Here is a 23,994-nt window from a genome sequence, read left to right as displayed (position 1 = left end):
TCTACACAGTATCGACCAATCTTAAAAACCAACTTTATGAAACCAATGGCCAAGGTTTTTTCATTATCGATGTTATTATTAACGGTTATTCCTGTTTTTTCTCAGGATGATGACCAACCGGCCGCTCAAAGCAGTAACATACAGACTTATACTCCTTCAAAACTATTAAAGCGTGGGCAATGGGACATTAAATTTTTCAATGGACTATATACCCAAACGCGGCAGACAGAAGAAGGAAGCAGGGCAGTAGATATTCCTCGTCAGACATTTTTCACTAATACTACAGAAGTTTATACTGGTATTAGTGAAACATCTAGAATCAATGTTGGTCTTATCTTTCAAGTAAGGGCAAATACCTATAATGGGGCCAAGGCCTTGAGTGCTCTCAGTTTTGAAAATAATAGTACAGATGCCAGAAGCGGCCTCACCACGTTGGCACCATCGATTCGGGTACAGCCTTTTGCGAGTATGGGTAACTTCTCATTCACCAGTTCGTTGTTTTTTCCGGTGTTCGAAGATGTGCCTAATGCCCCCTATCTCGATAAAAGAAGTATTTTCTGGGAAACCAAATTTTTCTTTGACCGTACTTTTGGTAATAACAACTGGCAGTTGTTCACCGAAGCTGACCTAGGTTTTAATTTTGGTGAGAAGAGAGCGGATGCCGACCCGAATTCAGAGAATATAGGAGAGCGTTTTGCCAATAACAGTGTGGTAGTACCGCTAAGTGTTTTCTTAAGCTATTTTCCGTCCGCCAAGTCTACGGTATTTATTAATGCCCAACAATCTTTTTTCATCGGCTACGATAACCCCGATGCCAATGGAAATAACTTTTCGCAAAATTATACCGCACTTGGTCTGGGGGGTAAATACCAACTGACCAATGAGCTTAACATCGAGCTATCGTATAATAATTTTGTTCGTGGCAGCAGTTTTCAAGGTCTGGGCCAGACGTTTAGCCTAGGCCTGAGGGCTCTTTTTTAAGCTAATACATAGAAATACTGTATTTTAGGCCCGGAAAAACCGATATATGAGATTAATTGGGGTCTTGTTTTTATGTCTTTTGCAATTCTCTTGCGCGAGTCAAGTTCATGAAAAAATTAATGGGGTGAGTTTTGTGGCTTCACGTGAAGCCGTAGCTCAGGAGCATGTGCAAGAAGTGATGAACATACATGCCAATCATGCGGCAGTCATGCCTTTTGGCTTTATTCGCAACCCTGAAAACCCTGAGGTCGTTTTCGATACCGAAAGACAGTGGCATGGTGAAACCAAAAAGGGGGCAAAGCAATATATTGAGCTATTGCATAAAAACGGTATTAAAGTGCTGTTGAAGCCTCAAATATGGATTTGGAAAGGAATATTTACCGGAAGCCTTGAAATGAAATCGGAAGAAGATTGGCAGAAGTTTGAAACCTCTTACGAGAAATTCATACTTAACTATGCCGAACTGGCATCGGAAACTAAGGTAGATATCTATTGCATCGGTACAGAATTAGAAAAATTTGTGACCAATCGACCCGAATTTTGGAAAGAGCTTATCGTCAAAATCAAAAGGGTATATAAGGGCAAACTTACCTATGCCGCCAATTGGGACGAGTATAAACGCACCCCTTTCTGGCAAGATTTAGATTATATTGGTATTGATGCATATTTTCCTTTATGTGAGCATGAAACCCCGACCGTTGCACAATGTCGAGAGGGCTGGCAAAGGCATAAACCTGAGATAGAACAACTTTCAAAAGCTGAGAACAAACAAATATTGTTTACCGAGTTCGGTTATCGGAGTACAGACCAAACGGCATGGAAACCTTGGTTGGTCGACCGTCACGATAACCCAGTAAATATGCAGGGCCAAGTAAACGCTACCAAAGCTATTTTTGAAGAATTTTGGGAGGAAGACTGGTTTGCCGGCGGCTATGTTTGGAAATGGTTTATAAACCACAAAGAATCTGGTGGGGCGAATGACAATCGCTTTACTCCACAGAATAAACCAGCTCAAGACATCATAAAAGAATATTATGAAAAATATTGATTTGCGAAGATTTTATTTTCTCATACTGGTCACAATTTTGGTGGGATGCTCGACTGACATGGACAATCGCGATTCTACATTAGAAGAATCTTTATCAGATGATAATCCGGTTCTTAATAATGTTATAGCATGCGCAGCTAGTAATGAAAATGATGATTTGGTTAGTGTATTCTTTTATCCAAGAGATGGTGCTAGCAATGTTAAGTACTTTGAAACAGAGAATGTTAATGTCGATAAGAACGATTTCGGTAATTACTATCGCATCGACCTACCTACGACCGATGTTTTCAATGGTTATCTTGAAAAGTTTGAAGTCGCTGTTTCCGAAGAAAAATGGGTCATTGTTTCTTTTGAAGAAGGTGGTCGAACCCATTTGTCGAATCCTATTCGATTAAAGCAGACGACCAAACCGACAGAATATTTACCTCAAAATGTTACCGTAGACCAAATCGAACCAAGAATGCCGGTTTTTTCTTGGGATGATGGCCAATATTCAGACTCTAGAATATATTTTCAAGTGGTCTCAGATGTGAATAACAATTTGCTTTCGGGCACGTATACACTTGATAAGTCATTTCAATACTATGAACTGGAGAATGTAGTGCTCAATATTACGAAAGGAACACCGTCTGCATTAAAGGCGAATACTTCTTATAACTTTACTTTGCTTGCTGTAAGTGAAGACAATTGGGTGAATCTTTTTTCAGAAATTGACTTTAATGCTAATTGAGCTAATTTGAATGGTCTTTAAGTTTGCATGCCAAATCAATACCCTATTTTAGTATTTTGAGATTTCTAATTCATGAATGTTAGATCTTTATATCTTCTTTTTTTTATATGTTCTTTCGTTCAGGCCCAAGAGGGTGTAGTGAACTCGGTTGAGATTGATGGCGCTTCTAAAAGTAAGCCGTCATTTCTGAAAAGTCTTTTGAACGTAAAGTCGGGTATGCCATTAGATTCCGTTTTATTGGCCGAAGATGTAACTCGTTTGATTCGACTTCCTTCTATATCACACGCCTCTTTTAAGGTTTCTTCATCCACAGTAGGGCAGTACGAAATTGTTTATGAGGTTGCCGAAAATTTTACGCTGATACCTTTCGCGAATTTATTTTCATCATCCAACGACGATTTTGCATTTCGAATAGGTCTACAAGAATTTAACTTATTGGGTAGAAACATAACTTTGGGCGGTTTTTACCAACATGATGTATTTAACTCTTTCGGAGTTGGTTTGCGAGCACCTTATTTGTTCAGTAACAAAATCGGACTATCATTGAGTTACAACAATTTTGTGACTCAAGAGCCTGTTTTTTTTGAGGGCAATACTGCCGATTACAGGTATAGTAATCGAGGAGTTGAATTAATGGGACTTTACGAATTTAACTTCAAAAACAGAATAGAACTTGGGGGCAGCCTGTTTACAGAGAATTACCGTTACCTTTCTGGGGCTATAAGTTCAAGTGTGCCGCAGAACTTAGATGTTGATAAGCATTTGTTTAAATTGATATATAACTATGATGCCGTCACCTACTTTTATCAATACATATCAGGTTTCCGAAGCGCCTTGAATTTTCAATATGTTGGAAGTACAGATGAGAACCTGCCCGAATTTTTAATAGGGTTTAACGACTTCATTTATTTTAAAAGAATTGGTGCCAAGGGCAATTGGGCCAATCGACTTCGTTTAGGTTTGGCCAGTAATATAAATACACCATTCGCACCCTTTACCGTTGATAACAATCTGAATTTACGGGGTGTGGGCAATACTATAGATCGGGGCACAGGAGCAATCGTGCTTAATACGGAGTACCGTCATACCTTGATCGATAGAAATTGGTTTGTTCTTCAGGGAAATGTATTTGTCGACGGAGGCACGTGGCGAAATCCCGGTGGTGGTTTTGATGATTTTACCCATAGCAGAAATTTACGGGTTTATCCTGGGATAGGTCTGCGCGTAATGCATAAACGCATATTCAATGTGATTTTTAGAATCGACTACGGGTACGGTATTACTAAAGATGCTGCAAGAGGCTTGGTCTTTGGTATAGGACAATACTTTTAACCTTTAAACATTCCAGTACTTGCTGTATTCTTCTTCAAAAGTTAAAGTCTCCATCGTTTTCATGCGGTCGATGAAAAGAATACCGTTGAGGTGGTCTAATTCGTGCTGTGCAACAATCGCAGGAAAACCATCGAGAATCTTTTCAAAAGGTTCTCCGTGTCTATCCACTCCACTAAGTTGAACTTGTTTAGACCGTTTTAACTTCCCTCGTATTCCCGGTATAGATAAGCAACCCTCCCAACTATCGGTTATTTCATTCGATAAAATCTTAATTTCAGGGTTGATGATAACAGTCATTGGAAAATTATCTTCATCTGGGTACCTCTTGTTACCATCCATCTCTATAACGAAAAGCCGTTTTAAAATCCCAACCTGAGGTGCGGCAATACCCGCTCCGTCTTCTTCTTGCATAGTTAAAATCAAGCTGTCGATAAATGCTTGAAATTCTTGTGATGCGATTTCGTCGTTGGTTACAGGTTGGCAAACACTTCGTAATAAAGGATTTCCCATTTTAATGACTTCCAGTGTCGGCATGAATATACTATTTGTTCAAATTTACCACATCTTCTGTTTCAATACGCGAAAGCTCTTTTAAGCTGCCGTTTTCGTAAAGTTCGGGTAGGTCTTGCATTGGGGTGCCGATTTCAGCTTTGTAATTAATATAGTCTTGAAAACGTATTCCATCAATGGTTCTAGGGTTGTAGGTACTTCTAAATCGTACACCACCATCATTGGTTTTGTATTTATAGGCAAGATAGTCCATCGTCTTTGTTTGGGCATTGAACCAATAAAGAAAAACATCTTCAAAATCAACGCCTCCTCCTTCTTGTTTAAAGTGAACTTTTACCACTTCATAAGATTTGCCTTTAATTTTAGTTTGACCCAAATGTTCACTGATTACCGAATTGTCGTTCAGTTTATGGGGTAAGGTAGCGAAGTAGATTACCGAGTTTACCGCCTCGGTATATTTGATACTATCTTTTTCGGTTAGCTTGACCAGATTCCCGTTTTGGGTTTGAGTAAGTTTATTATTTGACAATATGTGCTTGATTTTCACATCCTCTTTTGTTTCCTCCATGGTATATGTGAACTTACCATCGCTGTTTTTGAAAGTGAAATATTTATTTCGAAAGGTGAAACCGTAGTGGGCGTTATTATATAATTGACCTCCGTGTGCTTTAATCGAGGCTTGAATTAACCGTTCACTTTTGCTCGGTCCATAAGTTACTTCAGTAGAATCGGATATTTTTGATTCTTCGGCCATGTTCGGGTTAGTTTTCTTGTCTGTCTTACAAGCGGTAAAAAGTAGGAAGCACAAAATGCTAAAGAATGCAAAATGTTTGTTCATATGAATTGGTTTGATTTGTTGAAGTGGTTAATAGGTCGTAATAAAACGAAAATTTATACAAAGTTAATGTCAATGAAATGCTTTAAAGCTGAAAATTGATAGGAACATTATTAGTTTAGTATTGTTGAATAAATAGTTAACTAATTTTTTTAATGGTTGTCTGCGGATATACGAGGGTTATTTATTTTTGCGCTATCAGAGTAATTTTAGGCATTGTTTTTGTTTTTTTCAAGGTATTCAAGAATAGAAAATGAATCACACCTTTTTTAGATATTTCAAAACATTTTTTGTTTTAGCACTTCTTTTCGGTGCTGAGAATACTATTTATGGTCAAGATTCATTAAAGGTAGTAGTGGCCAAAAAAGGTGACGGCATACTTTCACTTTTGAGAAAACAAGGTATCGATCCTTATGATCACTACGATGATTTTATAGCCATGAATGTTGATAACCTTCGTGACAGCATTCATTTGTATGCAGGTCGTAAATATCTGATTCCCCCTGTTGAACTCGATACGGTCGAAGTGGTAGAGACTATTCAAAAGAATAGTACTAAGATTAAAAAAATCGAGGGTGAAGATTTTGCGATTTTTGGTAAAAAACATGCGACTGTATTAGAAAAGAGTGAGCGGTTGAAGGGTAATGTTTACTACTTGGTCTCAGGGCATGGTGGCCCTGACCCCGGTGCTATGGCGAAGTATGGCAATCAAATGATCGCTGAAGATGAATATGCATATGATATTACCTTAAGATTGGCAAAAGAACTGATGTCGCATGGGGCTTTTGTATACATTATCATTAGAGATGAAAATGATGGCATTCGTGACGAGCGTGTATTAAAAATTGATCATGACGAAGTAGCCTACCCAAATAAGACTATACCCTTGAATCAAGTGGCACGCTTGAAGCAACGGGTCGAAATTGTGAATGAACTTTATAGGGAAAATCGTGGCAAGTATCAACGTTTAATCGTTACCCACGTTGATAGTAGAAGTAGGGGGCAGAATATAGATGTTTTCTTCTATCACCATGAAAAAAGTAAGAACGGTAAAAAGTTAGCGGAAAGTATACATAAAACGTTTCAAGAGAAGTATAAAAAATTTCAACCCAATCGGATTTATTCGGGTACTTTTGAAGACCGTTCATCTTTGTACTTGGTCAAAAAAACACATCCGGCAATGACCTTTATAGAAATAGGTAATATTCGAAGTAAGAAAGATCAGCGTCGAATCTTAGACCCCGATAATCGGCAGGCATTAGCCAAATGGATTTCGGAAGGGGTTATTTTAGATTATGAAAAATAGTATTCAGACGGTTATTTTTCTTTTGTAGTATCGATATAAGTTTTCCGGCGTCGCCCCAAATAGCCGTTTGAAATGAATAACCCCGAAATAGTATTGTAACTTGGCTGTACCCACTTGATCGTATTTTCTGGCTGAGGTAGTTATGTAGTCGGGTATTACCTTAAAATTACACAGTTGGTATAACCGGCCGATAAATTCGGTATCCTCGTAAATAATGTACTCTTCATTGAACCTTCCGGCCTTTTCGAAAAGATGTCGAGTAACAAAGAGAGATTGATCGCCCCCTCTGCAAATAATATGATTGAATCGGGAGAAATACGCGAAGAAAGCGAGAAATAAGTTTCGACTATTGAATCGCATTCTAAAGCAACCAGCCTTAAAATCATGTTTCACTGCTTGAAGAATATCAAAGTGAAAATTCTCTGGGGGCTTGGTATCCACGTGAAGAAAATATAAAATATCCCCAGTGGCATGTTTTGCTCCAAGATTCATTTGTTTTGCGCGACCCTTTTCTGAATGAAAAACTTTTACTTTATACTCCGATATAATTTTTAGGGTATGGTCTGAACTGCCCCCATCGATTACTATTATTTCTTTTAGCAAATATGAAGCTTGATAGGGTTTTAAATAGTCAAGCAACTTCTTGATATAATTTTCTTCATTAAGAACCGGAATGATTATACTGATAGTTGGCGTCTTTTTCATTAGTCGAACAGTATAACAAATGGTGGGCCCTAGCAGTTTATATTTGTTTGATCAGTTCTTTGAACAATTTTACCATTTTAGGTTCTGCCTTGGCGGCTGTATCAATTATTTCTTGAACATCTAAAGGCTCTAGACTATCGGGGTCACATTCATCTGTAAGTACTGAAACGGCAACTATGGGCAGATTCAAATGGTTGGCAACGATAACTTCGGGCACCGTGCTCATGCCTACCGCATCTGCACCAATAATTTTAAGCATTCGGTATTCGGCCTTAGTTTCCAATTGAGGTCCTACTACCGATGCGTAGACACCTTGTCTTAAAACGATATTCTCGTTCTTTGCAATTTCGAGAAGTTTTTTTCTCATCGATGGGTCATAGGGTTCCGCCATGTCGGTAAAACGTTCTCCATATTTACTAACCCCTTTAAACGCCAATGGCGAGCCGCCTTGAAGATTAATATGATCTTCAATGAGCATAAGGTCACCCTTGTTGAAATCAAGATTGATAGCACCAGCGGCATTCGAAATGAACAGGGTTTTAATACCTAGTTGATGCATCACCCTAATTGGGTAGGTAATATCAATGAAATCATATCCTTCGTACAAATGAAAACGCCCCTGCATAACTACGACCTTCTTACCTTCGAGTGTACCATAAATAAGTTTGCCCGAATGAAACTCTACAGTAGCTAAAGGAAAAAAAGGAATGTGATTGTAATGGGCGATTATGGGGTTTTCGATTTGGTCGGCCAATTTGCCGAGGCCGGTACCCAGAACAATACCGATTTCTGGCTTGTCGAACCCTTTACTTTGTAGATAAGCAGTCGAATCTTTCAGTTGCTTTTGCGTCATTCTTCAATATTTTTAAAAAAAGGTTGAAAGGCATCTATGTCTTTAATATCCTCATAGAGGTCAACATCGTTTCTGGTATCCAATATATGACATTTTTCATTTTTGAGGTTTGTCAAAGTGTCTTGCAAAACCGTGTCTTGGCCCCAATTTTTTCCTATGAAAAGTTCATTTTTATAGTTGGTCATTCCTAGAAGGTAGTATCCGCCGTCATCAGCAGGGCCCACGACATAATTATGGTCATGAAGTTTTTTAAAAGCCTTTTCCAAATCTTTTTGATTGAGGTCGAACATGTCGCTACCAATAATAATAATGCGTTCAAAACCTTGCTCGAAACCTTCTTGAAAAGCATTACCCATTCGAGTGCCTAAATCATCGCCTTTCTGTAATTTTTTATCATATATTTTACCGTCCCAGATATCATCTTCCCACACTTCTTTAGAATACCAAACCTGTTTGGCTACATTCAGGTTTTTAGTAATGTTTATTGTGTGGTTCAGTAAAAATTTATAGATATCTAGCGCAGTTTGATTGCCCACGGTAGCGGCTAAACGAGTTTTGCATTTGCCCAACTGTGGATTTCTGGTAAAAATGAGAAGTAAATTTTTAGAAGTCAAGTTGTGATAATTGATAGCGGAAAGCTCCGGCAATTTATCTATAGGAAGAATTATGCTCAAAATTTTTTAATTTTTTCGAAGTGAACCCGAAGTTTTTCCATTTATTAGTTGAAATCGGGGCTGATTGCTTACAGCATGTTCTTAATCAAACACCTTATCGCCGTTCTTTAAAAGTTTGCCCCAATGCTTGTTGAAAGCATGTATTTTCTCTGTTTCATTTCCTTCTATATCATATACGGTATATCCTTTGTTTTTCCACTCGAAAATACCGCCATAAAGATTTTGCACATTCGAGTAGCCGGCTTGTAATAATTTTTCTCCTATATCTTCCGACCTTACGCCGATTGAACAGTAAACCACTATCTTCTTGTCTTTGTCCTTGATATGTTCGTTTATTGAATCGATTTCAAATTCTTTATGACCGACCCAAAGGGCATTCTTGATATGGCTGACACTGAATTCTTCCACTTTTCGAGTATCTAAAAGCCAGACATCGTCTGATTTTTCAAGTTCCTCTACTTGAATATAGGGTACACTTGCTTTGTTCCATTTTTTTATGGCCTTGTCCATCTTATTCTGCGCTAAAAGGGAATCGGCCAAAAGAAAAACCAAAAGAACGCTAATTTTAAATCTCATAGTAACCATAGATTATTGACGTAAAGATAGTATTTTAGGTAGGCTTTTAATTGTCGTGTTTCCTCTTAAAATTAACTTATGAAATTTTGCTCCGTTTGGTTTATTCTTTTTTCCCTGGTTATAATTTTTCCTTCTTGTAGGGATAAAACAGAAAAGCAGCCTTCTGAAATTACTGAAAAATCAAATCCGTACTATAGTGAAGATTACAGGCCGCAATTTCATTTTTCCCCTGAAAAAATGTGGATGAACGACCCCAATGGTATGGTTTATAACGAAGGGGTTTATCATTTGTTCTATCAATACTATCCTGATAGTATAGTTTGGGGCCCGATGCATTGGGGTCATGCGATAAGTAAAGATTTGATACATTGGCAGCACAAACCCGTTGCACTGTACCCTGATGAATTGGGTTACATTTTTTCTGGTAGCGCCGTACTTGATGAGTCAAATTCTTCGGGATTCGGTACTGATGAGAACCCGCCATTGGTCGCAATCTATACGTATCATGACCCGAAGGGTGAAAAACGGGGAGATTCTACATTTCAGACCCAAGGTATTGCCTATAGTTTAGATAATGGGGATAGCTGGACAAAGTATGAAAATAACCCTGTGATAGGTAATGAGGGTGTTAGAGACTTTCGCGATCCCAAGGTCATGTGGCATGAACCAACTCAGCGCTGGGTAATGACCTTGGTAGCCGGTGACCATGCGCAATTTTATAGTTCTACAGATTTAAAGGAATGGCAACTTAGCGGTGAATTCGGAAAAGAAAAGGGAGCCCATGGCGGAGTTTGGGAGTGTCCTGATCTTTTTAAGTTAAAAGTAGCTGATTCTGATGAAGAAAAATGGGTGCTTCTGATAAGTATCAATCCCGGAGCTCCGAACGGAGGTAGCGGTACACAATATTTTGTTGGCGATTTTGATGGAAGCACCTTTGTTACCGAGCAGAAAGCAAATCGCTGGGTCGATTGGGGAACAGACAACTATGCTGGGGTAACCTACAGCAACGCCCCAAATGATGAGAAGATTTTTATTGGTTGGATGAGCAACTGGCTCTATGCACAAGCCACCCCTACCGAGAAATGGCGTAGCGCAATGACAGTGCCCCGTAAGTTTGATTTGAAAAAAGTAAACGGAGAATATTACCTCTCCAATTATCCTGTGCGCCAATTTAACGAGGTCATAACTAAATCTTCTTCAGAGAATTTGGTCATAGGGGCCCACACTACTCGAACAATCGAAAATAGGGGGCTTCAGCAGGCTGAGGTTATTTTCAACACAGACGCAAAAACTTTTCAATTAAAGTTATCGAATGAATTAGGTCAAGAGCTTTTGCTGAGCATGAGAGGAGGGGGCAAACAGTTTTTATTGAATCGATCAAACTCGGGTAAAGTCGATTTTCAAAAAGATTTTGGAGAGGGGGTTCAAATAATGCCCGTGCCCAATTTGCCTGACGAAGTTTATGAGGTTCGAATGCTCATAGACCGGTCTTCGATTGAAATATTTATTAATAAAGGTCAGTACGTGATGACTGCACAGTTGTTTCCGAATGAGGTGTATACAAAATTGACCATAGAGAATTTAGAAGATGAGGCGTTGAACTTCAATAATTTTAAAATCAGTAAAATTGAAAGTATTTGGTAACCTAATTGAATTCCTGTATTTCGGTGAGTTCCTTGGCCAAAGCTTGAAGATCAATGCCCATATTATCTTTGTTGACCGAAAGTACTTGTGTGCGCAATGCCGGTGATAGATTTGAGTAGCCGTCTTTAGCACCAAGTATCATGCCGGCCACTGCGGCAACTGTGTCGTTGTCACGGCCGTAGTTAACGATAAATTGCATGGTTTTTTCAAAATCACCTTCTCCGAATTCAAGAGCAGTTATTAGAATTTGCCAAATTTCACCTGAGTGAAAGGCAATGGCTTTTTTGTCTTTTTCCAAAAATTGATAAGCCATTTCTTGCTTTGCCCACTCCTGTTTTGATTCATAGAACCCCAGGGGTACACGATAAAGTAAAGAGTCTTTTGCTAATAGCGAGTCGACGAAAATCAAATTTTTAATAGCCATGACACTCTTTACAGATGTTTCTGCGACATCATGAGAAATACGCCCTACCAACCTGCTGTCTTGATAACCGATCGGGTCGACGAATGTTGCTGTATTTATTATAGAATCTATATCACTGGTCTGCATGGCCATTTGAGTCATCGAAGAAACCAGGGCAGAAATATCTTTAGCATAGCCAATATCGAACAAAGTGTGCTCATAGGCTAAATTATAGGCTTCTTCAGGGTCGGAAGTAATTAGCCCGAACATAGGAGTGTATAATTGCCCTGCGCAAGACATTTCGCCGCCGTAAAAACGGTTAAGTGCCTTTTGGTATTCTGCATCGCTCTTTTTGTAGGCCATTGAAACACGTGCCCATTCTTTGACCCAGTCTATCTTTTCTATTTGAACATCAAGAAAATCAGTATCCGGAATTCGATTTCCATCGGATAAGGTGCGGGTTAGTGAGCCGTAGTAATCAATAATGAAATTAATAAAACTTTCACCGTTGAGTTCTCCCTTGTTTTGGGTTAGATATTTTACCATGGCCAATTTCCATCGGGTATCATCAGTGGTTGCACCGGCCAATAGATTATGGTCCCAGGTGCCTTCGGGCGATTGGTTTCTGACTGCCGGCGTCAGGCCTGTAATATAACCGTGTTTTAACTGAATATCTTTTCTGTGCCACATTTCGGTCGAAGCACCCATGGCATCACCTATGGCTGAACCTACCAATGCTCCTAATACCTTATCATAATATTCTTCTTTGCTTAGATTGGGTTTTGAACCCGTATGTTGTTGCTTTTTCGGAGATGGAATATCCATCTTGGGAGTAGGTTCTTGGCAAGAAAGAAAAAAGAGAAGAAATAATGCCGCTGAGAAGAATTTAGTCATTGAGCCAAAATTAGTTTGCGGGCCTTTTTTAAGAGCTTGGCTTTTTCTTTAAGTGTTCTTTCCATAGGTAGTTGTGCAAGTCCGATAATACGCCTGGCAATCTCAATACCCGCAACTTGGCCCATTAATTTTTTGTCGGCCTCACCTTGGTAAATAGAATGTATTCTGTTCAAATAACTTTTTTTGCCGGTGGCCATAATAATATGTGCGGCCATAACCCCAAGGTCGAACTCGGGAAAACCGGGAAAACCAAACTCCGGATCGATAATATACAGATTGTCTGCTTCGGTCATCCAACTGCCGGGGTAGTAATCGCCATGGATTAACGTACTGCCGGGAGAAAGGTATTTCTCGCCTATTTGGTCAACTACAGATTTAATGGTTTTACTCGACTTAAAAGCCATAGAGAGTTCTTGTAGCCCTTCTTGAATTTCATCAAGGTTCATATCACTGTCTTCTGAAAACGGAAGAACGAATATATGTTTATGGTTCAAAAAACGCATCTGCAGGTTTTCAGGAAAGTTAGTATTGACCTCTGTGCGATGTATGAGGCCAAGAATAAAAACCAATCGATCAAGATGTGCCGCTGCTATTGTCTTATTATTGTAGATTAGGGTCATATCTTCGCAGTGCCCTAGATCTTCAAGAAGTAAAAGGTTCTCAACGCTGTCATACCCGATAACTTTCGGCATGTGTGCGCTAACTGCATTTTCTCGAACCACTTGATAGAAGTTCTTCTCAACAGCGATTCGATTTAAGGGTGCTGAAATCTGTTGGAATTTTTGAACATAAGGTCTCGATTGCTTTAAAATAAAAGAACGCTCATTGGTTTTGACCCGTACGACAACATTCATATTGCCCTCGCCAGGTTGTTCGACCGATTCTATTTTTTCTCCGGAATTGAGCCAAGAATTTTTGGAAAGGTAGTTTTCTAGCTCAGGAATAGGTGTTGAAATATCTATTGCTTTCAAAACAGGAGTTTTATGCAATATACTTGTAAAAACAAAAAAATCCTTACGAATCGTAAGGATTTTTTGTGGTGCCTCCAGGAATCGAACCAGGGACACATGGATTTTCAGTCCATTGCTCTACCAACTGAGCTAAGGCACCATCCCTGTAAGGGGCTGCAAATATAATTTCAATTTTGCGATATCCAAACAATTTCTCGAAAAAAAGGTGATTTGTTCTCACTCTTTTTTTTGATCTTTGTAATATGAACTTAATTATAGATGCCGGAAACACTTCTGTGAAACTTGCGGTTTTTGATAAAGGTGCTCTTATCTTTTATCAAAAAGTCGATGGTGAAGAAATACCTGTACAAGTAAAGAAGGTTTGTGATCACTACCCGAAAATATCTAACGGTATCGTGTCTAGTGTAGGTAATCTTGATGTTAAGGTGGTAGCAGTTCTCACAGTTTTTTGTGATGTGCACGAATTGACTCCCTCTTCCAAAACTCCCTATAAGAATTCATATGCTACTCCGCAAACATTAGGGGTTGATAGAATAGCCCTAGCTACTGCGGCTTTTTATCATAACCCTAGGGGAAATACATTGGTCATCGATGCGGGTACATGTGTTACCTACGATATGGTTAATGACTATGGTGAATATTTAGGCGGGGCTATTTCACCAGGCTTAAAAATGCGTTACAAGGCGCTTCAAGTACAAACGGCTAAACTACCGTTGTTAGAACCTAAAGCACCTTTTGATTTTATAGGAAATTCTACTGATAACAGTATACATAGTGGTGTTGTAAATGGTATCTGCCATGAAATTGACGGGGTCATTAGCGGTTACAAAACGCGTTTTGCAGATTTAACAGTTATTTTAACAGGCGGTGATGCCCCATTTTTGTCAAAACGGTTAAAAAATACCATATTTGCGGATTCCAAATTTCTCCTTAAAGGGTTGAACTATCTGTTGGAATACAACAAACATTAAATGGTTAAAAAAATAGTTTTTGTTTTAGTGTGCCTAGTCGCATTGAACGGTTACGCCCAAAATGGTACCGTTTCTCCTTATTCTTATTTTGGTCTTGGTGAAACAAGTGCCTCTTCGACGGTAGAAAATCAAATGATGGGTGGCATTGGGGTGTATGCCGATAGTATACATGTGAACTTAAGAAACCCTGCTGCCTACAGTAAGTTAGGTATCAAGGCTGGTGAAAGTTTTGGTATTACCACGTATACTGCAGGTATTTCACACAAACAGACCCAATTGAAAAGCTTTAGCGACCAACAGAGTAGTGCGGTCACCAATCTCGATTATCTTTCTTTGGGTTTTACGCTTAAGAAAGGATTGGGTCTAGGTTTTGGTGTTATGCCCTATACTTCGGTAGGTTACAGTTTTGTTGATGAGCAGGGTGCTGAAGGGTCGCGTATTATTAATGAATATAGTGGCGAAGGTGGCCTGAACCGTATATACCTTTCTTTAGGTTATGAAGTGTTCAAAAATTTTAGTGTAGGTGTTTCGGCCAACTACAATTTTGGTGTCGTTGAGAGTCTTAGAATTCAAAGTACCGAGAATGTGCAATATGGGGTCAAAGATGAGCGTAGCTCTAGAATTGATGGCATGGATCTGAATTATGCGGTGTATTATACACCTGAAGTGGATGAGAAGCATACGCTTTATACATCGTTACGCATAAATACACAGGCGAACCTTTCCGCAAGAAATACAAAAAGAATAGGTTCGTTTTCATTGTTGACTCAGCAAGATGTTGAGGCCATAGATGTAAATTTAGAGGCGCAAGGCCTGAAAGAAACCGGAATTAAAATACCTACAACAGCCACCGTGGGCTTAGGTTACGGTGAGAAAATGAAATGGTTCTTAGGTTTCGAATACAGCTATCAGCAGTTGTCTGACTATTCAAATGTATTTTTAGAAATAGATAATCTGGTATATGACGATGCAAGTACTTTTGCATTGGGAGGTTTCTATATTCCCAATAGTAGTTCTTTCGAAAGCTATCTTAGCAGAGTAACTTATAGGGCCGGTGTAAGAATGGATCAGACCGGTATGGTGGTAAACGATAAAGAAGTAAACAACTTTGGCATAACTTTTGGATTAGGTCTTCCGCTTGGGAACAATCTATCGAACCTTAATTTAGGTTTCGAGCTCGGTCGAAGAGGTACCACTTCGGCAGACTTGATCGAAGAAAGTTACTTTAAGGTGAATGTAGGCCTTTCTTTAAACGATGTCTGGTTCAGAAAGCGCAAGATAAATTAGAGAATAAAGTATTGAGGTTTTGTTAAAAATCAGCTCTAAATTTTCATAATGTTGAAAAACAACCTTAAAAACAAGATGCTCGAGCCTAATTTCTAAATTTCAAATGGCTCGCTTGGCAAAAAATTAGTACATTAACCCCCTCAAAAACGGAAACCTAGACACAAAGCGCTCATATGAAGTTTATTCGATAAATAGCTTTTGAAAGCAATTTGTGCTTGACTTTTTGAAAATAAATAAAATTGAACAAATGAAAACTAAAATTTACTCTACTGCAATTATGCTTTTCGGGTTCATTGTGGCAGTTAATGCACAGGCCCAGAACCCAGAATGTATGACCAACCTTTCAATCTATGCAGAGCATGCCAAGGTAAAGAATTATGAGGCGGCATATACACCATGGAAAATGGTCTATGAAAACTGTCCTGATTTGAACAAGGCGAACTTTTCTTTGGGAGAAAAGATTCTGGACGATAAGATTGAAAAATCTTCAGGTGCCGAGAAAGATGGCTACATCAAAGATATGATGGCGCTTTATGATAATAGTGCTAAGTACTTTCCAAAAAGATACACTCCTGCAGTAGTGGCTATCGACAAGGCATTGCTTATGTACGAAAACAAAATGGGCTCTGATGAAGAAATCTATGCTATGTTAGATGAAGCATTTCAAAAAGACCCTAAGAACTTCAAAAACCCTAGGGCTCTTTATCTGTATTTCTCTAGTCTAGTTGATTTGCATAAGAGTGGAAGTAAAGAACTTCAAGAAGTATTCGATGTTTACGATAATGTGAATGACAAAATAGAAGAAGAGAACAAGCAGTTGACTGATATCATTACAAAATTGCTTCCAAAAGATTCGACAGGTACGCTAACTTCTAAGGAGAAAAGAAAATTACGGGTTGCTACGACCAACTCGGAGTCTTACGGTAAGATTGCCGGTAGTGTCGATTCTAAATTGGGTGCCTTGGCTGATTGTGAAAACTTGATTCCGCTTTACGAAAAGAGTTTTGAAGAGAAAAAAGGAGACGTTACTTGGGTAAAAAGAGCTGTCGGTAGAATGTTTAATAAAGAATGTACCGATGACCCTCTATTCCAGAAGTTGTTCGAGGCTCAGTTGGCTTTAGATCCATCTGCAAGTGCCTATGTTTATGGTGGTACTTTAAAAATGAAGAATGGTGATTCGAAAGGTGCTTTAGAAGATTTCGATAAAGCCATGAGTTTAGAAACAGATCCTTACAAGAAATCTGATATAGCCTATAAAGTTGCAATTATCAATAAGAGAAAAGGTAGTAAGTCTACCGCTAGAAAATATGCGCAAATGGCGATAAATGCCAATCAAGCAAACGGTAAGGCATATTTATTAATCGCTAATTTATATGCGACTAGTGCTAACGATTGTGGTAGTACGCCATTTGAAAAGCGTGCGATTTATTGGAAAGCAGCAGATTTGGCCAGACAAGCAGGTCGTGTTGATCCATCTTTAAGTTCGAATGCCAATCAATCGGCTAAAAGTTACGCGGCAAAGGCCCCGTCTAAAACCGATATATTCAACTCTGGTATGGCCGGTAAAACGGTAAGCTTTAGTTGTTGGGTTGGTGGTAGCGTTAAAGTGCCTAATCTATAAGATGAAACAATCGTTTCAAATAAATTTTAAAAGTATTGCCATGGTAGTTATCATGGCAATACTTTTTTTTTCATGTGACGATAATTATAAGCGATCTGGGCAAGAGAAAGTGCCATTGGTATACCCCATGGGGATTACAGAAGATTTCACCTTAACCTATACTGAAGCAAAGGAAGAGTTAGGTTCTGAAGATTCTACGGGTACTCGGGTTATTGCAGTGCTGACCAGTCCGATAAATAATGATTACGAAAATCTCAAATTTCCGTACCGTACGTTTCCGAAGGGCTTACTAATAGATTTCTATAATGAGAGTGGCGATAAAAGTATTATAAAGGCCGACTACGGAATTATCTATTCAGCTACAAATGTAATAGATTTGCAAGGCAATGTGGTAATTGAAAGCCACGATGGTAAAAAGTTAGAAGCGCCTCAGCTCTTTTGGGATCAAGATAGTGATTGGATTTTCACTCAAGAAAAGTTTAAGTTTACCAATCCTGAAGATGGAACGGTGATGGATGGTGAGGGAATGGATTTCAATAAAGACCTTAGTTTTTTTAATGCACACAAGACTTTTGGTCTAATGACGATAAAGGAAGAAACGAATGATTAATATTTTAAGATATACCGAATACTTATATTTAGCGGTATGCGGTTTTTCGCTGTACCGTATCTATACAGACTGGAATGTAGACCGACAAAGTGCCTATTTGTTTATTTTCTTTGCCGTAGTCTCTATAGGTATGTTCTTGTTCAGAAGAAATTACCGTAAAAAATTTGAACAGCGCAAGCGCGATAACCAGCAGTGATTTTGGAAACTGCTATTTTTATAATAATTCTTTCCCTTCTTTTTTCCGCCTTTTTTTCGGGTATGGAAATAGCCTTTATCTCGGCGAATAAGATTCATATTGAAATAGAGAAAAAGCAAGAAGGTATCTTGGCCAAGGTTTTGACACGGCTGACCAAAAAGCCTTCTAAGTTTATTGCTACCATGCTCATAGGTAACAATATAGCATTGGTCATCTATGGTTTTTTTATGGGAGACCTTTTGATGTATTGGTTTCAAAGTATGTTGCCATCTTCCAGTGAATTTATAAATCTGATTTTGACAGATTTTAGCCTCTTGGTGCAAACGGTAATCTCTACCTTGATCATTCTCTTTACGGCCGAATTTCTGCCTAAGGTTTTGTTCCAGATCTATTCTAATAACTTACTTAAGTTTTTGGCAGTACCTGCCTATCTATTTTATCTTCTGTTTTCGGTGATTTCCGACTTTGTTATTTGGGTTTCAGATTTAATACTCAAAGTGTTCTTTAAGACGGATGGCGATGAGGTGCAACTGTCTTTTAGCAAAATAGAGTTAGGAGATTATATTAATGAGCAGATGGAAACCGTCAATGAAGAAGATGAGGTCGACTCTGAAATACAAATTTTTCAAAATGCCCTTGAGTTTGCAGAAGTAAAAGCTCGGGAGGTCATGGTGCCCCGTACCGAAATAAAGGCGGTAGAACTTGATGAAACCCCTAAGAATTTGGCCAAATTATTTACTGAAACAGGCCTCTCTAAGATATTGATTTACAAAGATACCATCGATAATATTATAGGTTATGTACATTCATACGAGTTGTTCAAGAAGCCGAAAACGATAAAAAGTATTTTGCTGCCTGTAGAATTTGTGCCTGAGACAATGCTTGTTCAAGACATTTTAAATGTTCTGACCAAAAAGCGAAAGAGTATAGCCGTGGTTTTAGACGAATATGGTGGTACTTCCGGTTTAATGACCGTTGAAGATATTGTTGAAGAGTTGTTCGGTGAAATTGAAGATGAGCACGATATAACCGATTTGATAGAAGAACAGCTAGAAGACGGATCGTATAAATTTTCTGCTCGGTTAGAGGTTGATTATATCAATGAAACTTATAAGCTTGAAGTGCCCAAAAGTGATGAGTATGAAACTCTTGGTGGTTTTATAGTTAACGATAAGGGCGAAATACCCGAGAAAGACTCTGAGATTCAGATTGAACATTTCCTCTTTAAAATTTTAGAAGTTTCCAACACCAAAATCGACTTGGTGTCTCTGCAAATTCTCGATAAAGAATAGCTAAGCTTATACTATTTATTGAACTCCATTTAAGAGTATCGCTGAGATATAAGTAATAAACCTGAAAGCGTGGTTCTTAAAGTCTTTAATATTCCAAAAGAAAATACTAATTTCGCACACTGATTTTAAAACTCCTTAGATGGCAATTTTAGAGAATATAAGAAAACGAACAACGGTTCTAATTCTTATTATAGGTTTGGCACTTTTCGCTTTTGTGATTTCCGGTGTTTTTACCAATAGTGATTTTAGTGGTGGTAAAGTAGGTTCAAGTATAGCCGAAATTAATGATGAAGATATATCAATAGACGAGTTTCGTCAAAAGGTAGACCTGGCATCAAGACGTTCAGGCCCGAACGCCTCGACGATGCAGACGGTGAACCAAGTATATGAACAAGAGGTGAGAAATGCAATTCTTGGTCAACAGTTAGAAGGTCTGGGTATCGATATCGAGCAAGATCAAATATTGAACTATATCGGTACTATTCCCGGTTATTCTCAAAGTCCACAGTTTCAAAATGAAAATGGTGTTTTTGATCAGAATAAATTCAGGGAGTTTATCGCAGATCTTAAGGTTAACAACCCTGCCCAGTATAATCTTTGGTTGCAAGATGAAAAAGCGATTATTGAAAATGCCAAGCAACAGGTTTATTTCAATTTGATCAAGGCCGGGGTAGGTGCTACGCTTAAAGAAGGTGAATTCGATTATAAATTGGGTAATGATAAGATAGATGTGAAATACGTGCGTGTGCCGTACTCTTCTATACCTGATAGCACAATTTCAGTTTCCAAAAGTGAAATTCAGTCGTACATCAACGAACATAAAGATGATTATAAGCAAGAACCTGCTCGTGATATACAATTCGTTTATTTTGAGGAGAAAGCTTCCGCTGCTGATGAAAAAGAGGTTGAAGATGCCTTGGGTAAATTACTTGATGACACGGTAGAATACAACGCACAGACCGATAAAAACGATACGATCAAAGGTTTTAAAACTACCGATGACATGGCTGCTTTTTTAGATAGGCATTCAGATATCAAGTTCGATACGATTTATAAGGCAAAGAATAGTTTGTCTGCAAGAGTTGCCGATACTCTAATGACCTTACAAACTGGTGAAATTTACGGCCCTTACAGAGATGGGGATTATTTTAAAGTTTCTAGAATGATGGGGCGAAAGGGCAATGGTTCTGTAAAGGCCAGTCATATTCTTCTTGCGTATGAAGGTGCTCAACGAGCCAACCCAGAGGTTACACGTACTAAAGAGGAAGCGGAAGCGGAAGCCAAACGTTTGTTACGTGAAGCGAGAAAGAAAGATGCGAAATTTGTCGAGTTGGCGCGTGATAACTCTGATGGCCCATCTGCACCGAACGGTGGCGACCTTGGTTACTTTCAAGAAGGTACTATGGTGCCTGCATTTAATGATTTCGCTTTCGACAACAGTGTTGGTACCATCGGTATGGTAGAAACCGATTTCGGTTTTCATGTTATTAAAATAGACGATAAGCAAGATATCGTTCAAGTAGCTACCTTAGCTCGTGAAATCGAACCTTCAGAAGAAACGGTCAATACCTTGTTTACCGACGCTACTAAATTTGAGATGGAGTCTATTTCTTCCGATAATGCATTCCCCGATTTGGCTAAAGAATCAGGTTATTCGGTACGGCCGGTCAATCAAATTAAATCTACCGATGAAAATCTGCCTGGTCTATCTTCACAACGTAGTATCGTTCAGTGGGCTTTCAACGGTGAAACCAGTGTAGGAGATATCAAACGTTTTGACTTGCCTAGCGGCTACGCCGTAGTGCAATTGACAAAAAAGTATGAAGAAGGTTTGATGGCCGTTGAAGATGCTTCACCAACAGTACTGCCCATTATCAGAAAAGAACGTAAGGCAGCACAGATTATAGCAAACAACAAGGGTAAATCTCTTGATGATTTGGCCAAGGATAATAATACGAATGTTTCAACAGCTTCTGCATTGAATGTAAAGTCACCTACGATACCAGGTGCAGGTTCTGAACCTGCGGTTGTCGGCACTGCTTATGCTTTAGCTGAAGGAGCCACTTCTGAGCTCATTGAAGGTAATACAGGAGTCTTCAAATTAACGGTCACCAAGAAAACTGAAGGACCGAAATTGGATAATTATAGTACGTATTCCAATTCAGTTAGAAGTTCTAGAGAAGCTAGAGTTAATACTTCGGTCTACCAAGCACTGAAAGACGATTCTGAAATTGAGGATAATCGATCTGCTTTCTACTAGAAAAACGTATATAACTAATTAAAAACCCTCTTTATGAGGGTTTTTTTATGCTATCATTTCTTTATATGATAATACGGTTCTATAACCTTTTTTGCGAAAGTAAGCCGGTGTTTGTTCGTTGCCGGTGGCCAAAATAAAATCACCTCCCCAAGCTCCAAGACTTTTGAGTGTTCCGAAATAATCGGAAAATAGTTCTGCTTTGACGGTAGGTAGGCGAATGTATTCTGAAATCAATTTTTCATGCTGTTCTATCAAAAATTCAAAACCCTTAAGATTTGAACACTTAAGTACATCTTCTGTTATCGATGATATTTGCTCTGTCAATATCTTTTTATTGCCCTTTTGGTCTCGATAGCGGGCTATGCCTTCTCTACTATTCTGCTTTTTATCTAAGTGTATAAAGAAAAGATTCTCTGAAAAAGTGGGTGAAAAATCTACAGCTTTGAATAATGGTTTTTGATCAAGTACTTTATAGGTCAACGGAGAATTTGTCTGTGCACAGGCAATATCATATCCACTGCCCGTAAAGGCGTTCCATAAAAGTTCAAAAGGGTCTACCTCTGCCCATTGTGCAATGTTATTGATCAATGTAGAAGATGAACCTAACCCCCAATTACGTGGAAACTCCAATCTAGATTCAACATTATACCCTGTAGCACCGATTAAAAAATTTTGATTCAGTTTCTTTGCTTCACGAATTAATTTCAAAAGTGTCTTGGCAGTATCGTTTTCAAGGGCCTTGTCATCGTCGGTGATTAAATTTTCTGTTTGATAGGTCCACTCGAACCATATTTTTCCTGCTTGATCAAGACTTTTCCATTCTATTGTTGGAGAAGCAATCGGACTAACTTTCAAAGCTTGCCCAAAACGTGTTGGTACGGCGAGACTCAAAGCACCGTCTAAAACGGCATATTCCCCTGTAATAAGCAATTTTCCGCTACTATAAAACTCTTTTGTACTCACTGTCGTAATTTCTGAAAAGCTTCTACCACTGAGCTGTGGGTTGCCGTATGTTTTTTAAAATAGTTGGTCAGGGTCGTTTTTTCGATCTCGGTGGCACCTAATTGGTTTAGAATATTCAATAAGTGCATTTTCATATGGCCTTCTTGAATACCTGTGGTCACCAAAGAACGGATCGCTGCAAAGTTTTGCGCCAGACCGGCTACGGCTACTATTTGCATAAGTTCGGTAGCTGATGGTTTTCCTAAGATTTCTAAAGCCAGTTTTACCAAAGGGTGTAAACTGGTCAAACCTCCAACAGTGCCCAAGGCAAGGGGAAGTTCAATCCAAAATTTAAAAATTTCGTTCTCAACCTCGGCATGTGTTAGGCTCGAATAACCCTCTTCTTTTGCTGCATAAGCATGAACGCCTGCTTCTATGGCCCTAAAGTCGTTGCCTGTAGCCAATACTACCGCATCGACCCCGTTCATAATGCCTTTGTTGTGAGTGACCGCCCTATGGGGTTCTGCTTGGGCTATATTCACTGCCTGCACTATTTTCTGTGCAAATTCCTTAGAAGGCATTTGGTGGTCTATGTTGAGTTCGTCAACTGGGCAGCTCACCTCGGCCCTGACGACACAGTTCGGTACATAGTTCGACAATATGCTCATGACAATTTCTATATTCTTTTCTTTTTCAGAGAAGTCAAGATTGGCTAGAGATTCAGTTTTTAAGGTTTCGGCAAAGCTTTCTAAGCATGAGTTAATAAAGTTTGCCCCCATGGCATCTAGGGTTTCAAAAGTACAATGCAGTTGAAAGTAATGGTCGAGCTTGTCAGTTTTATTTTTAAGTTCAATGTTGGTGATACCCCCGCCACGCTTTTTCATGTTTTTGGTGATGTGGGCGGCTTTTTCAAGTAACTTCGGTTTTACTGAGTTAAAAAAACTTTTCAGTTTGGTTGGGTCGCCATGGTACATAAAATGTACTTGGCCGATTTTTTCGGTACCAATGACTGTGGTCTTGAACCCTCCCTTATTCAACCAAAATTTTGCGGCTTTGCTGGCAGCTGCCACAACTGAACTCTCTTCAATAACCATAGGTATGGCATAAAGTTTGTCGTTTATCAAGAAATTGGGGGCGACACCAAAGGGTAAATAGAAATTAGTCACGGTGTTCTCGATGAACTCATCATGAAGTTTCTGTACTTTGGTATCGTCGTTCCAGTAACGTTGAAGAAGCGCTTTGGCGGCTTTTGGGTCTTTCGTATAGTTGGTCGTAAGCCAATCTATTTTTTGTTCTTTGGTCAGTTTTGAGAATCCCTCTACTGGCTTAATCATAAAGTAAAATTATAGGGGG

The 23,994-nt window shown here is 38.9% G+C and carries 23 protein-coding genes and 1 tRNA gene; 13 read left to right on the top strand and 11 right to left on the bottom strand.

The window, feature by feature from the left end:
- Positions 1–36 precede the first annotated feature (36 nt).
- The 4 genes from IV512_RS08120 to IV512_RS08105 all read left to right on the top strand — a co-directional run bounded on the left by IV512_RS08120 (position 37) and on the right by IV512_RS08105 (position 4,091).
- On the top strand, positions 37–981 hold the full coding sequence (locus IV512_RS08120) for a hypothetical protein (protein WP_209402262.1): 945 nt from the start codon (positions 37–39) through the stop codon (positions 979–981).
- A 46-nt stretch (positions 982–1,027) separates the two neighbouring features.
- Entirely contained in the window at positions 1,028–2,029 is a 1,002-nt protein-coding gene (locus IV512_RS08115; RefSeq protein ID WP_209402260.1) for a glycoside hydrolase, read from the top strand.
- Positions 2,016–2,759, top strand: coding sequence for a hypothetical protein (locus tag IV512_RS08110; RefSeq protein ID WP_245224700.1), 744 nt, complete (start codon positions 2,016–2,018; stop codon positions 2,757–2,759). The genes IV512_RS08115 and IV512_RS08110 overlap by 14 nt, the downstream gene beginning before the upstream one ends.
- A 72-nt stretch (positions 2,760–2,831) precedes the next feature.
- Positions 2,832–4,091 (top strand): outer membrane protein assembly factor, encoded by a 1,260-nt coding sequence (locus IV512_RS08105; RefSeq protein WP_209402258.1) that lies wholly within the window; start codon positions 2,832–2,834, stop codon positions 4,089–4,091.
- Positions 4,092–4,094: 3 nt separating this feature from the next.
- On the opposite strand, the gene def is transcribed toward IV512_RS08105, so the two are convergent.
- Positions 4,095–4,625 carry a peptide deformylase gene (gene def / locus IV512_RS08100; RefSeq protein WP_209402256.1) on the bottom strand — a complete coding sequence of 177 codons (531 nt, stop codon included), beginning with the start codon at positions 4,623–4,625 and terminating at the stop codon, positions 4,095–4,097.
- A 7-nt stretch (positions 4,626–4,632) separates the two neighbouring features.
- The gene (locus IV512_RS08095; RefSeq protein WP_209402254.1) at positions 4,633–5,439 is read right to left on the bottom strand and encodes a DUF6503 family protein; all 807 of its coding nucleotides are present in this window, start codon (positions 5,437–5,439) and stop codon (positions 4,633–4,635) included.
- A 250-nt stretch (positions 5,440–5,689) separates the two neighbouring features.
- Between IV512_RS08095 and IV512_RS08090 the strand changes: the two genes are divergently transcribed.
- Positions 5,690–6,742 (top strand): N-acetylmuramoyl-L-alanine amidase, encoded by a 1,053-nt coding sequence (locus IV512_RS08090; RefSeq protein ID WP_209402252.1) that lies wholly within the window; start codon positions 5,690–5,692, stop codon positions 6,740–6,742.
- Positions 6,743–6,745: 3 nt separating this feature from the next.
- Here IV512_RS08090 and IV512_RS08085 read toward each other — a convergent pair whose 3' ends face one another.
- The 4 genes from IV512_RS08085 to IV512_RS08070 all read right to left on the bottom strand — a co-directional run bounded on the left by IV512_RS08085 (position 6,746) and on the right by IV512_RS08070 (position 9,550).
- On the bottom strand, positions 6,746–7,447 hold the full coding sequence (locus IV512_RS08085; protein ID WP_209402250.1) for a TIGR04283 family arsenosugar biosynthesis glycosyltransferase: 702 nt from the start codon (positions 7,445–7,447) through the stop codon (positions 6,746–6,748).
- Between the two features lie 37 nt (positions 7,448–7,484).
- A complete protein-coding gene (locus IV512_RS08080) occupies positions 7,485–8,300 on the bottom strand; it encodes a purine-nucleoside phosphorylase (RefSeq protein WP_209402249.1) in 816 nt (271 codons plus the stop codon).
- Positions 8,297–8,968: a TIGR04282 family arsenosugar biosynthesis glycosyltransferase gene (locus IV512_RS08075; protein ID WP_371743282.1), complete on the bottom strand. Its 672-nt coding sequence runs from the start codon at positions 8,966–8,968 to the stop codon at positions 8,297–8,299. Before IV512_RS08075 ends, IV512_RS08080 begins: the two co-directional genes overlap by 4 nt.
- A gap of 87 nt (positions 8,969–9,055) precedes the next feature.
- Positions 9,056–9,550 carry a rhodanese-like domain-containing protein gene (locus IV512_RS08070; protein WP_209402248.1) on the bottom strand — a complete coding sequence of 165 codons (495 nt, stop codon included), beginning with the start codon at positions 9,548–9,550 and terminating at the stop codon, positions 9,056–9,058.
- A gap of 78 nt (positions 9,551–9,628) precedes the next feature.
- Here IV512_RS08070 and IV512_RS08065 point away from each other — a divergent pair, with 78 nt between their 5' ends.
- Positions 9,629–11,194, top strand: a complete 1,566-nt coding sequence (locus IV512_RS08065; protein WP_209402247.1) for a glycoside hydrolase family 32 protein — start codon at positions 9,629–9,631, stop codon at positions 11,192–11,194.
- Between the two features lies 1 nt (position 11,195).
- Here IV512_RS08065 and IV512_RS08060 read toward each other — a convergent pair whose 3' ends face one another.
- The 3 genes from IV512_RS08060 to IV512_RS08050 form a co-directional block, all read right to left on the bottom strand.
- Positions 11,196–12,491: an ADP-ribosylglycohydrolase family protein gene (locus IV512_RS08060; RefSeq protein ID WP_209402246.1), complete on the bottom strand. Its 1,296-nt coding sequence runs from the start codon at positions 12,489–12,491 to the stop codon at positions 11,196–11,198.
- Positions 12,488–13,462 (bottom strand): phosphotransferase, encoded by a 975-nt coding sequence (locus tag IV512_RS08055; protein ID WP_209402245.1) that lies wholly within the window; start codon positions 13,460–13,462, stop codon positions 12,488–12,490. The genes IV512_RS08060 and IV512_RS08055 overlap by 4 nt, the downstream gene beginning before the upstream one ends.
- Before the next feature lie 66 nt (positions 13,463–13,528).
- Positions 13,529–13,601 (bottom strand) — tRNA-Phe (locus tag IV512_RS08050).
- Positions 13,602–13,704: 103 nt separating this feature from the next.
- Here IV512_RS08050 and IV512_RS08045 point away from each other — a divergent pair.
- From IV512_RS08045 to IV512_RS08015, 7 genes are all read left to right on the top strand, one after another.
- Positions 13,705–14,433, top strand: coding sequence for a type III pantothenate kinase (locus IV512_RS08045; RefSeq protein WP_209402244.1), 729 nt, complete (start codon positions 13,705–13,707; stop codon positions 14,431–14,433).
- Positions 14,434–15,720, top strand: a complete 1,287-nt coding sequence (locus IV512_RS08040) for a hypothetical protein (RefSeq protein ID WP_209402242.1) — start codon at positions 14,434–14,436, stop codon at positions 15,718–15,720.
- Positions 15,721–15,967: 247 nt separating this feature from the next.
- A complete protein-coding gene (locus tag IV512_RS08035) occupies positions 15,968–17,341 on the top strand; it encodes a M48 family metallopeptidase (RefSeq protein WP_245224699.1) in 1,374 nt (457 codons plus the stop codon).
- Position 17,342: 1 nt separating this feature from the next.
- Complete coding sequence (gene lptC, locus IV512_RS08030) at positions 17,343–17,951, top strand: LPS export ABC transporter periplasmic protein LptC (protein ID WP_209402241.1); 609 nt, start codon at positions 17,343–17,345, stop codon at positions 17,949–17,951.
- Positions 17,944–18,147 carry a hypothetical protein gene (locus tag IV512_RS08025; protein ID WP_209402240.1) on the top strand — a complete coding sequence of 68 codons (204 nt, stop codon included), beginning with the start codon at positions 17,944–17,946 and terminating at the stop codon, positions 18,145–18,147. Before lptC ends, IV512_RS08025 begins: the two co-directional genes overlap by 8 nt.
- A gap of 2 nt (positions 18,148–18,149) precedes the next feature.
- A complete protein-coding gene (locus IV512_RS08020) occupies positions 18,150–19,439 on the top strand; it encodes a hemolysin family protein (protein WP_209402239.1) in 1,290 nt (429 codons plus the stop codon).
- A 139-nt stretch (positions 19,440–19,578) separates the two neighbouring features.
- The gene (locus IV512_RS08015; RefSeq protein ID WP_209402238.1) at positions 19,579–21,699 is read left to right on the top strand and encodes a peptidylprolyl isomerase; all 2,121 of its coding nucleotides are present in this window, start codon (positions 19,579–19,581) and stop codon (positions 21,697–21,699) included.
- Between the two features lie 45 nt (positions 21,700–21,744).
- Here the strand turns inward: IV512_RS08015 and IV512_RS08010 are convergent, their stop codons facing one another.
- Entirely contained in the window at positions 21,745–22,662 is a 918-nt protein-coding gene (locus IV512_RS08010; protein ID WP_209402237.1) for a GYDIA family GHMP kinase, read from the bottom strand.
- A complete protein-coding gene (locus tag IV512_RS08005) occupies positions 22,659–23,975 on the bottom strand; it encodes a hydroxymethylglutaryl-CoA reductase, degradative (protein ID WP_209402236.1) in 1,317 nt (438 codons plus the stop codon). The genes IV512_RS08010 and IV512_RS08005 overlap by 4 nt, the downstream gene beginning before the upstream one ends.
- Between the last annotated feature and the right edge of the window lie 19 nt (positions 23,976–23,994).

The sequence above is a fragment of the Pseudozobellia sp. WGM2 genome, assembly GCF_017810075.1.
In the GTDB taxonomy this organism is placed as follows: Bacteria; Bacteroidota; Bacteroidia; order Flavobacteriales; family Flavobacteriaceae; genus JADNYK01.
The sequence above is the reverse complement of the archived record's forward strand: the minus strand, read 5'-3'. Positions and strand labels throughout refer to the sequence as shown.

What these genes read in the sequence shown, in the direction of transcription:
- IV512_RS08105 (WP_209402258.1), top strand. Translation starts at nt 2,832, where the DNA reads ATGAATGTTAGATCTTTATATCTTCTTTTTTTTATATGTTCTTTCGTT.
- IV512_RS08095 (WP_209402254.1), bottom strand. Translation starts at nt 5,439, where the DNA reads ATGAACAAACATTTTGCATTCTTTAGCATTTTGTGCTTCCTACTTTTT.
- IV512_RS08045 (WP_209402244.1), top strand. Translation starts at nt 13,705, where the DNA reads ATGAACTTAATTATAGATGCCGGAAACACTTCTGTGAAACTTGCGGTT.
- IV512_RS08080 (WP_209402249.1), bottom strand. Translation starts at nt 8,300, where the DNA reads ATGACGCAAAAGCAACTGAAAGATTCGACTGCTTATCTACAAAGTAAA.
- IV512_RS08120 (WP_209402262.1), top strand. Translation starts at nt 37, where the DNA reads ATGAAACCAATGGCCAAGGTTTTTTCATTATCGATGTTATTATTAACG.
- IV512_RS08085 (WP_209402250.1), bottom strand. Translation starts at nt 7,447, where the DNA reads ATGAAAAAGACGCCAACTATCAGTATAATCATTCCGGTTCTTAATGAA.
- IV512_RS08115 (WP_209402260.1), top strand. Translation starts at nt 1,028, where the DNA reads ATGAGATTAATTGGGGTCTTGTTTTTATGTCTTTTGCAATTCTCTTGC.
- def (WP_209402256.1), bottom strand. Translation starts at nt 4,625, where the DNA reads ATGCCGACACTGGAAGTCATTAAAATGGGAAATCCTTTATTACGAAGT.
- IV512_RS08060 (WP_209402246.1), bottom strand. Translation starts at nt 12,491, where the DNA reads ATGACTAAATTCTTCTCAGCGGCATTATTTCTTCTCTTTTTTCTTTCT.
- IV512_RS08110 (WP_245224700.1), top strand. Translation starts at nt 2,016, where the DNA reads ATGAAAAATATTGATTTGCGAAGATTTTATTTTCTCATACTGGTCACA.
- IV512_RS08035 (WP_245224699.1), top strand. Translation starts at nt 15,968, where the DNA reads ATGAAAACTAAAATTTACTCTACTGCAATTATGCTTTTCGGGTTCATT.
- IV512_RS08015 (WP_209402238.1), top strand. Translation starts at nt 19,579, where the DNA reads ATGGCAATTTTAGAGAATATAAGAAAACGAACAACGGTTCTAATTCTT.
- lptC (WP_209402241.1), top strand. Translation starts at nt 17,343, where the DNA reads ATGAAACAATCGTTTCAAATAAATTTTAAAAGTATTGCCATGGTAGTT.
- IV512_RS08025 (WP_209402240.1), top strand. Translation starts at nt 17,944, where the DNA reads ATGATTAATATTTTAAGATATACCGAATACTTATATTTAGCGGTATGC.
- IV512_RS08065 (WP_209402247.1), top strand. Translation starts at nt 9,629, where the DNA reads ATGAAATTTTGCTCCGTTTGGTTTATTCTTTTTTCCCTGGTTATAATT.
- IV512_RS08005 (WP_209402236.1), bottom strand. Translation starts at nt 23,975, where the DNA reads ATGATTAAGCCAGTAGAGGGATTCTCAAAACTGACCAAAGAACAAAAA.
- IV512_RS08040 (WP_209402242.1), top strand. Translation starts at nt 14,434, where the DNA reads ATGGTTAAAAAAATAGTTTTTGTTTTAGTGTGCCTAGTCGCATTGAAC.
- IV512_RS08090 (WP_209402252.1), top strand. Translation starts at nt 5,690, where the DNA reads ATGAATCACACCTTTTTTAGATATTTCAAAACATTTTTTGTTTTAGCA.
- IV512_RS08070 (WP_209402248.1), bottom strand. Translation starts at nt 9,550, where the DNA reads ATGAGATTTAAAATTAGCGTTCTTTTGGTTTTTCTTTTGGCCGATTCC.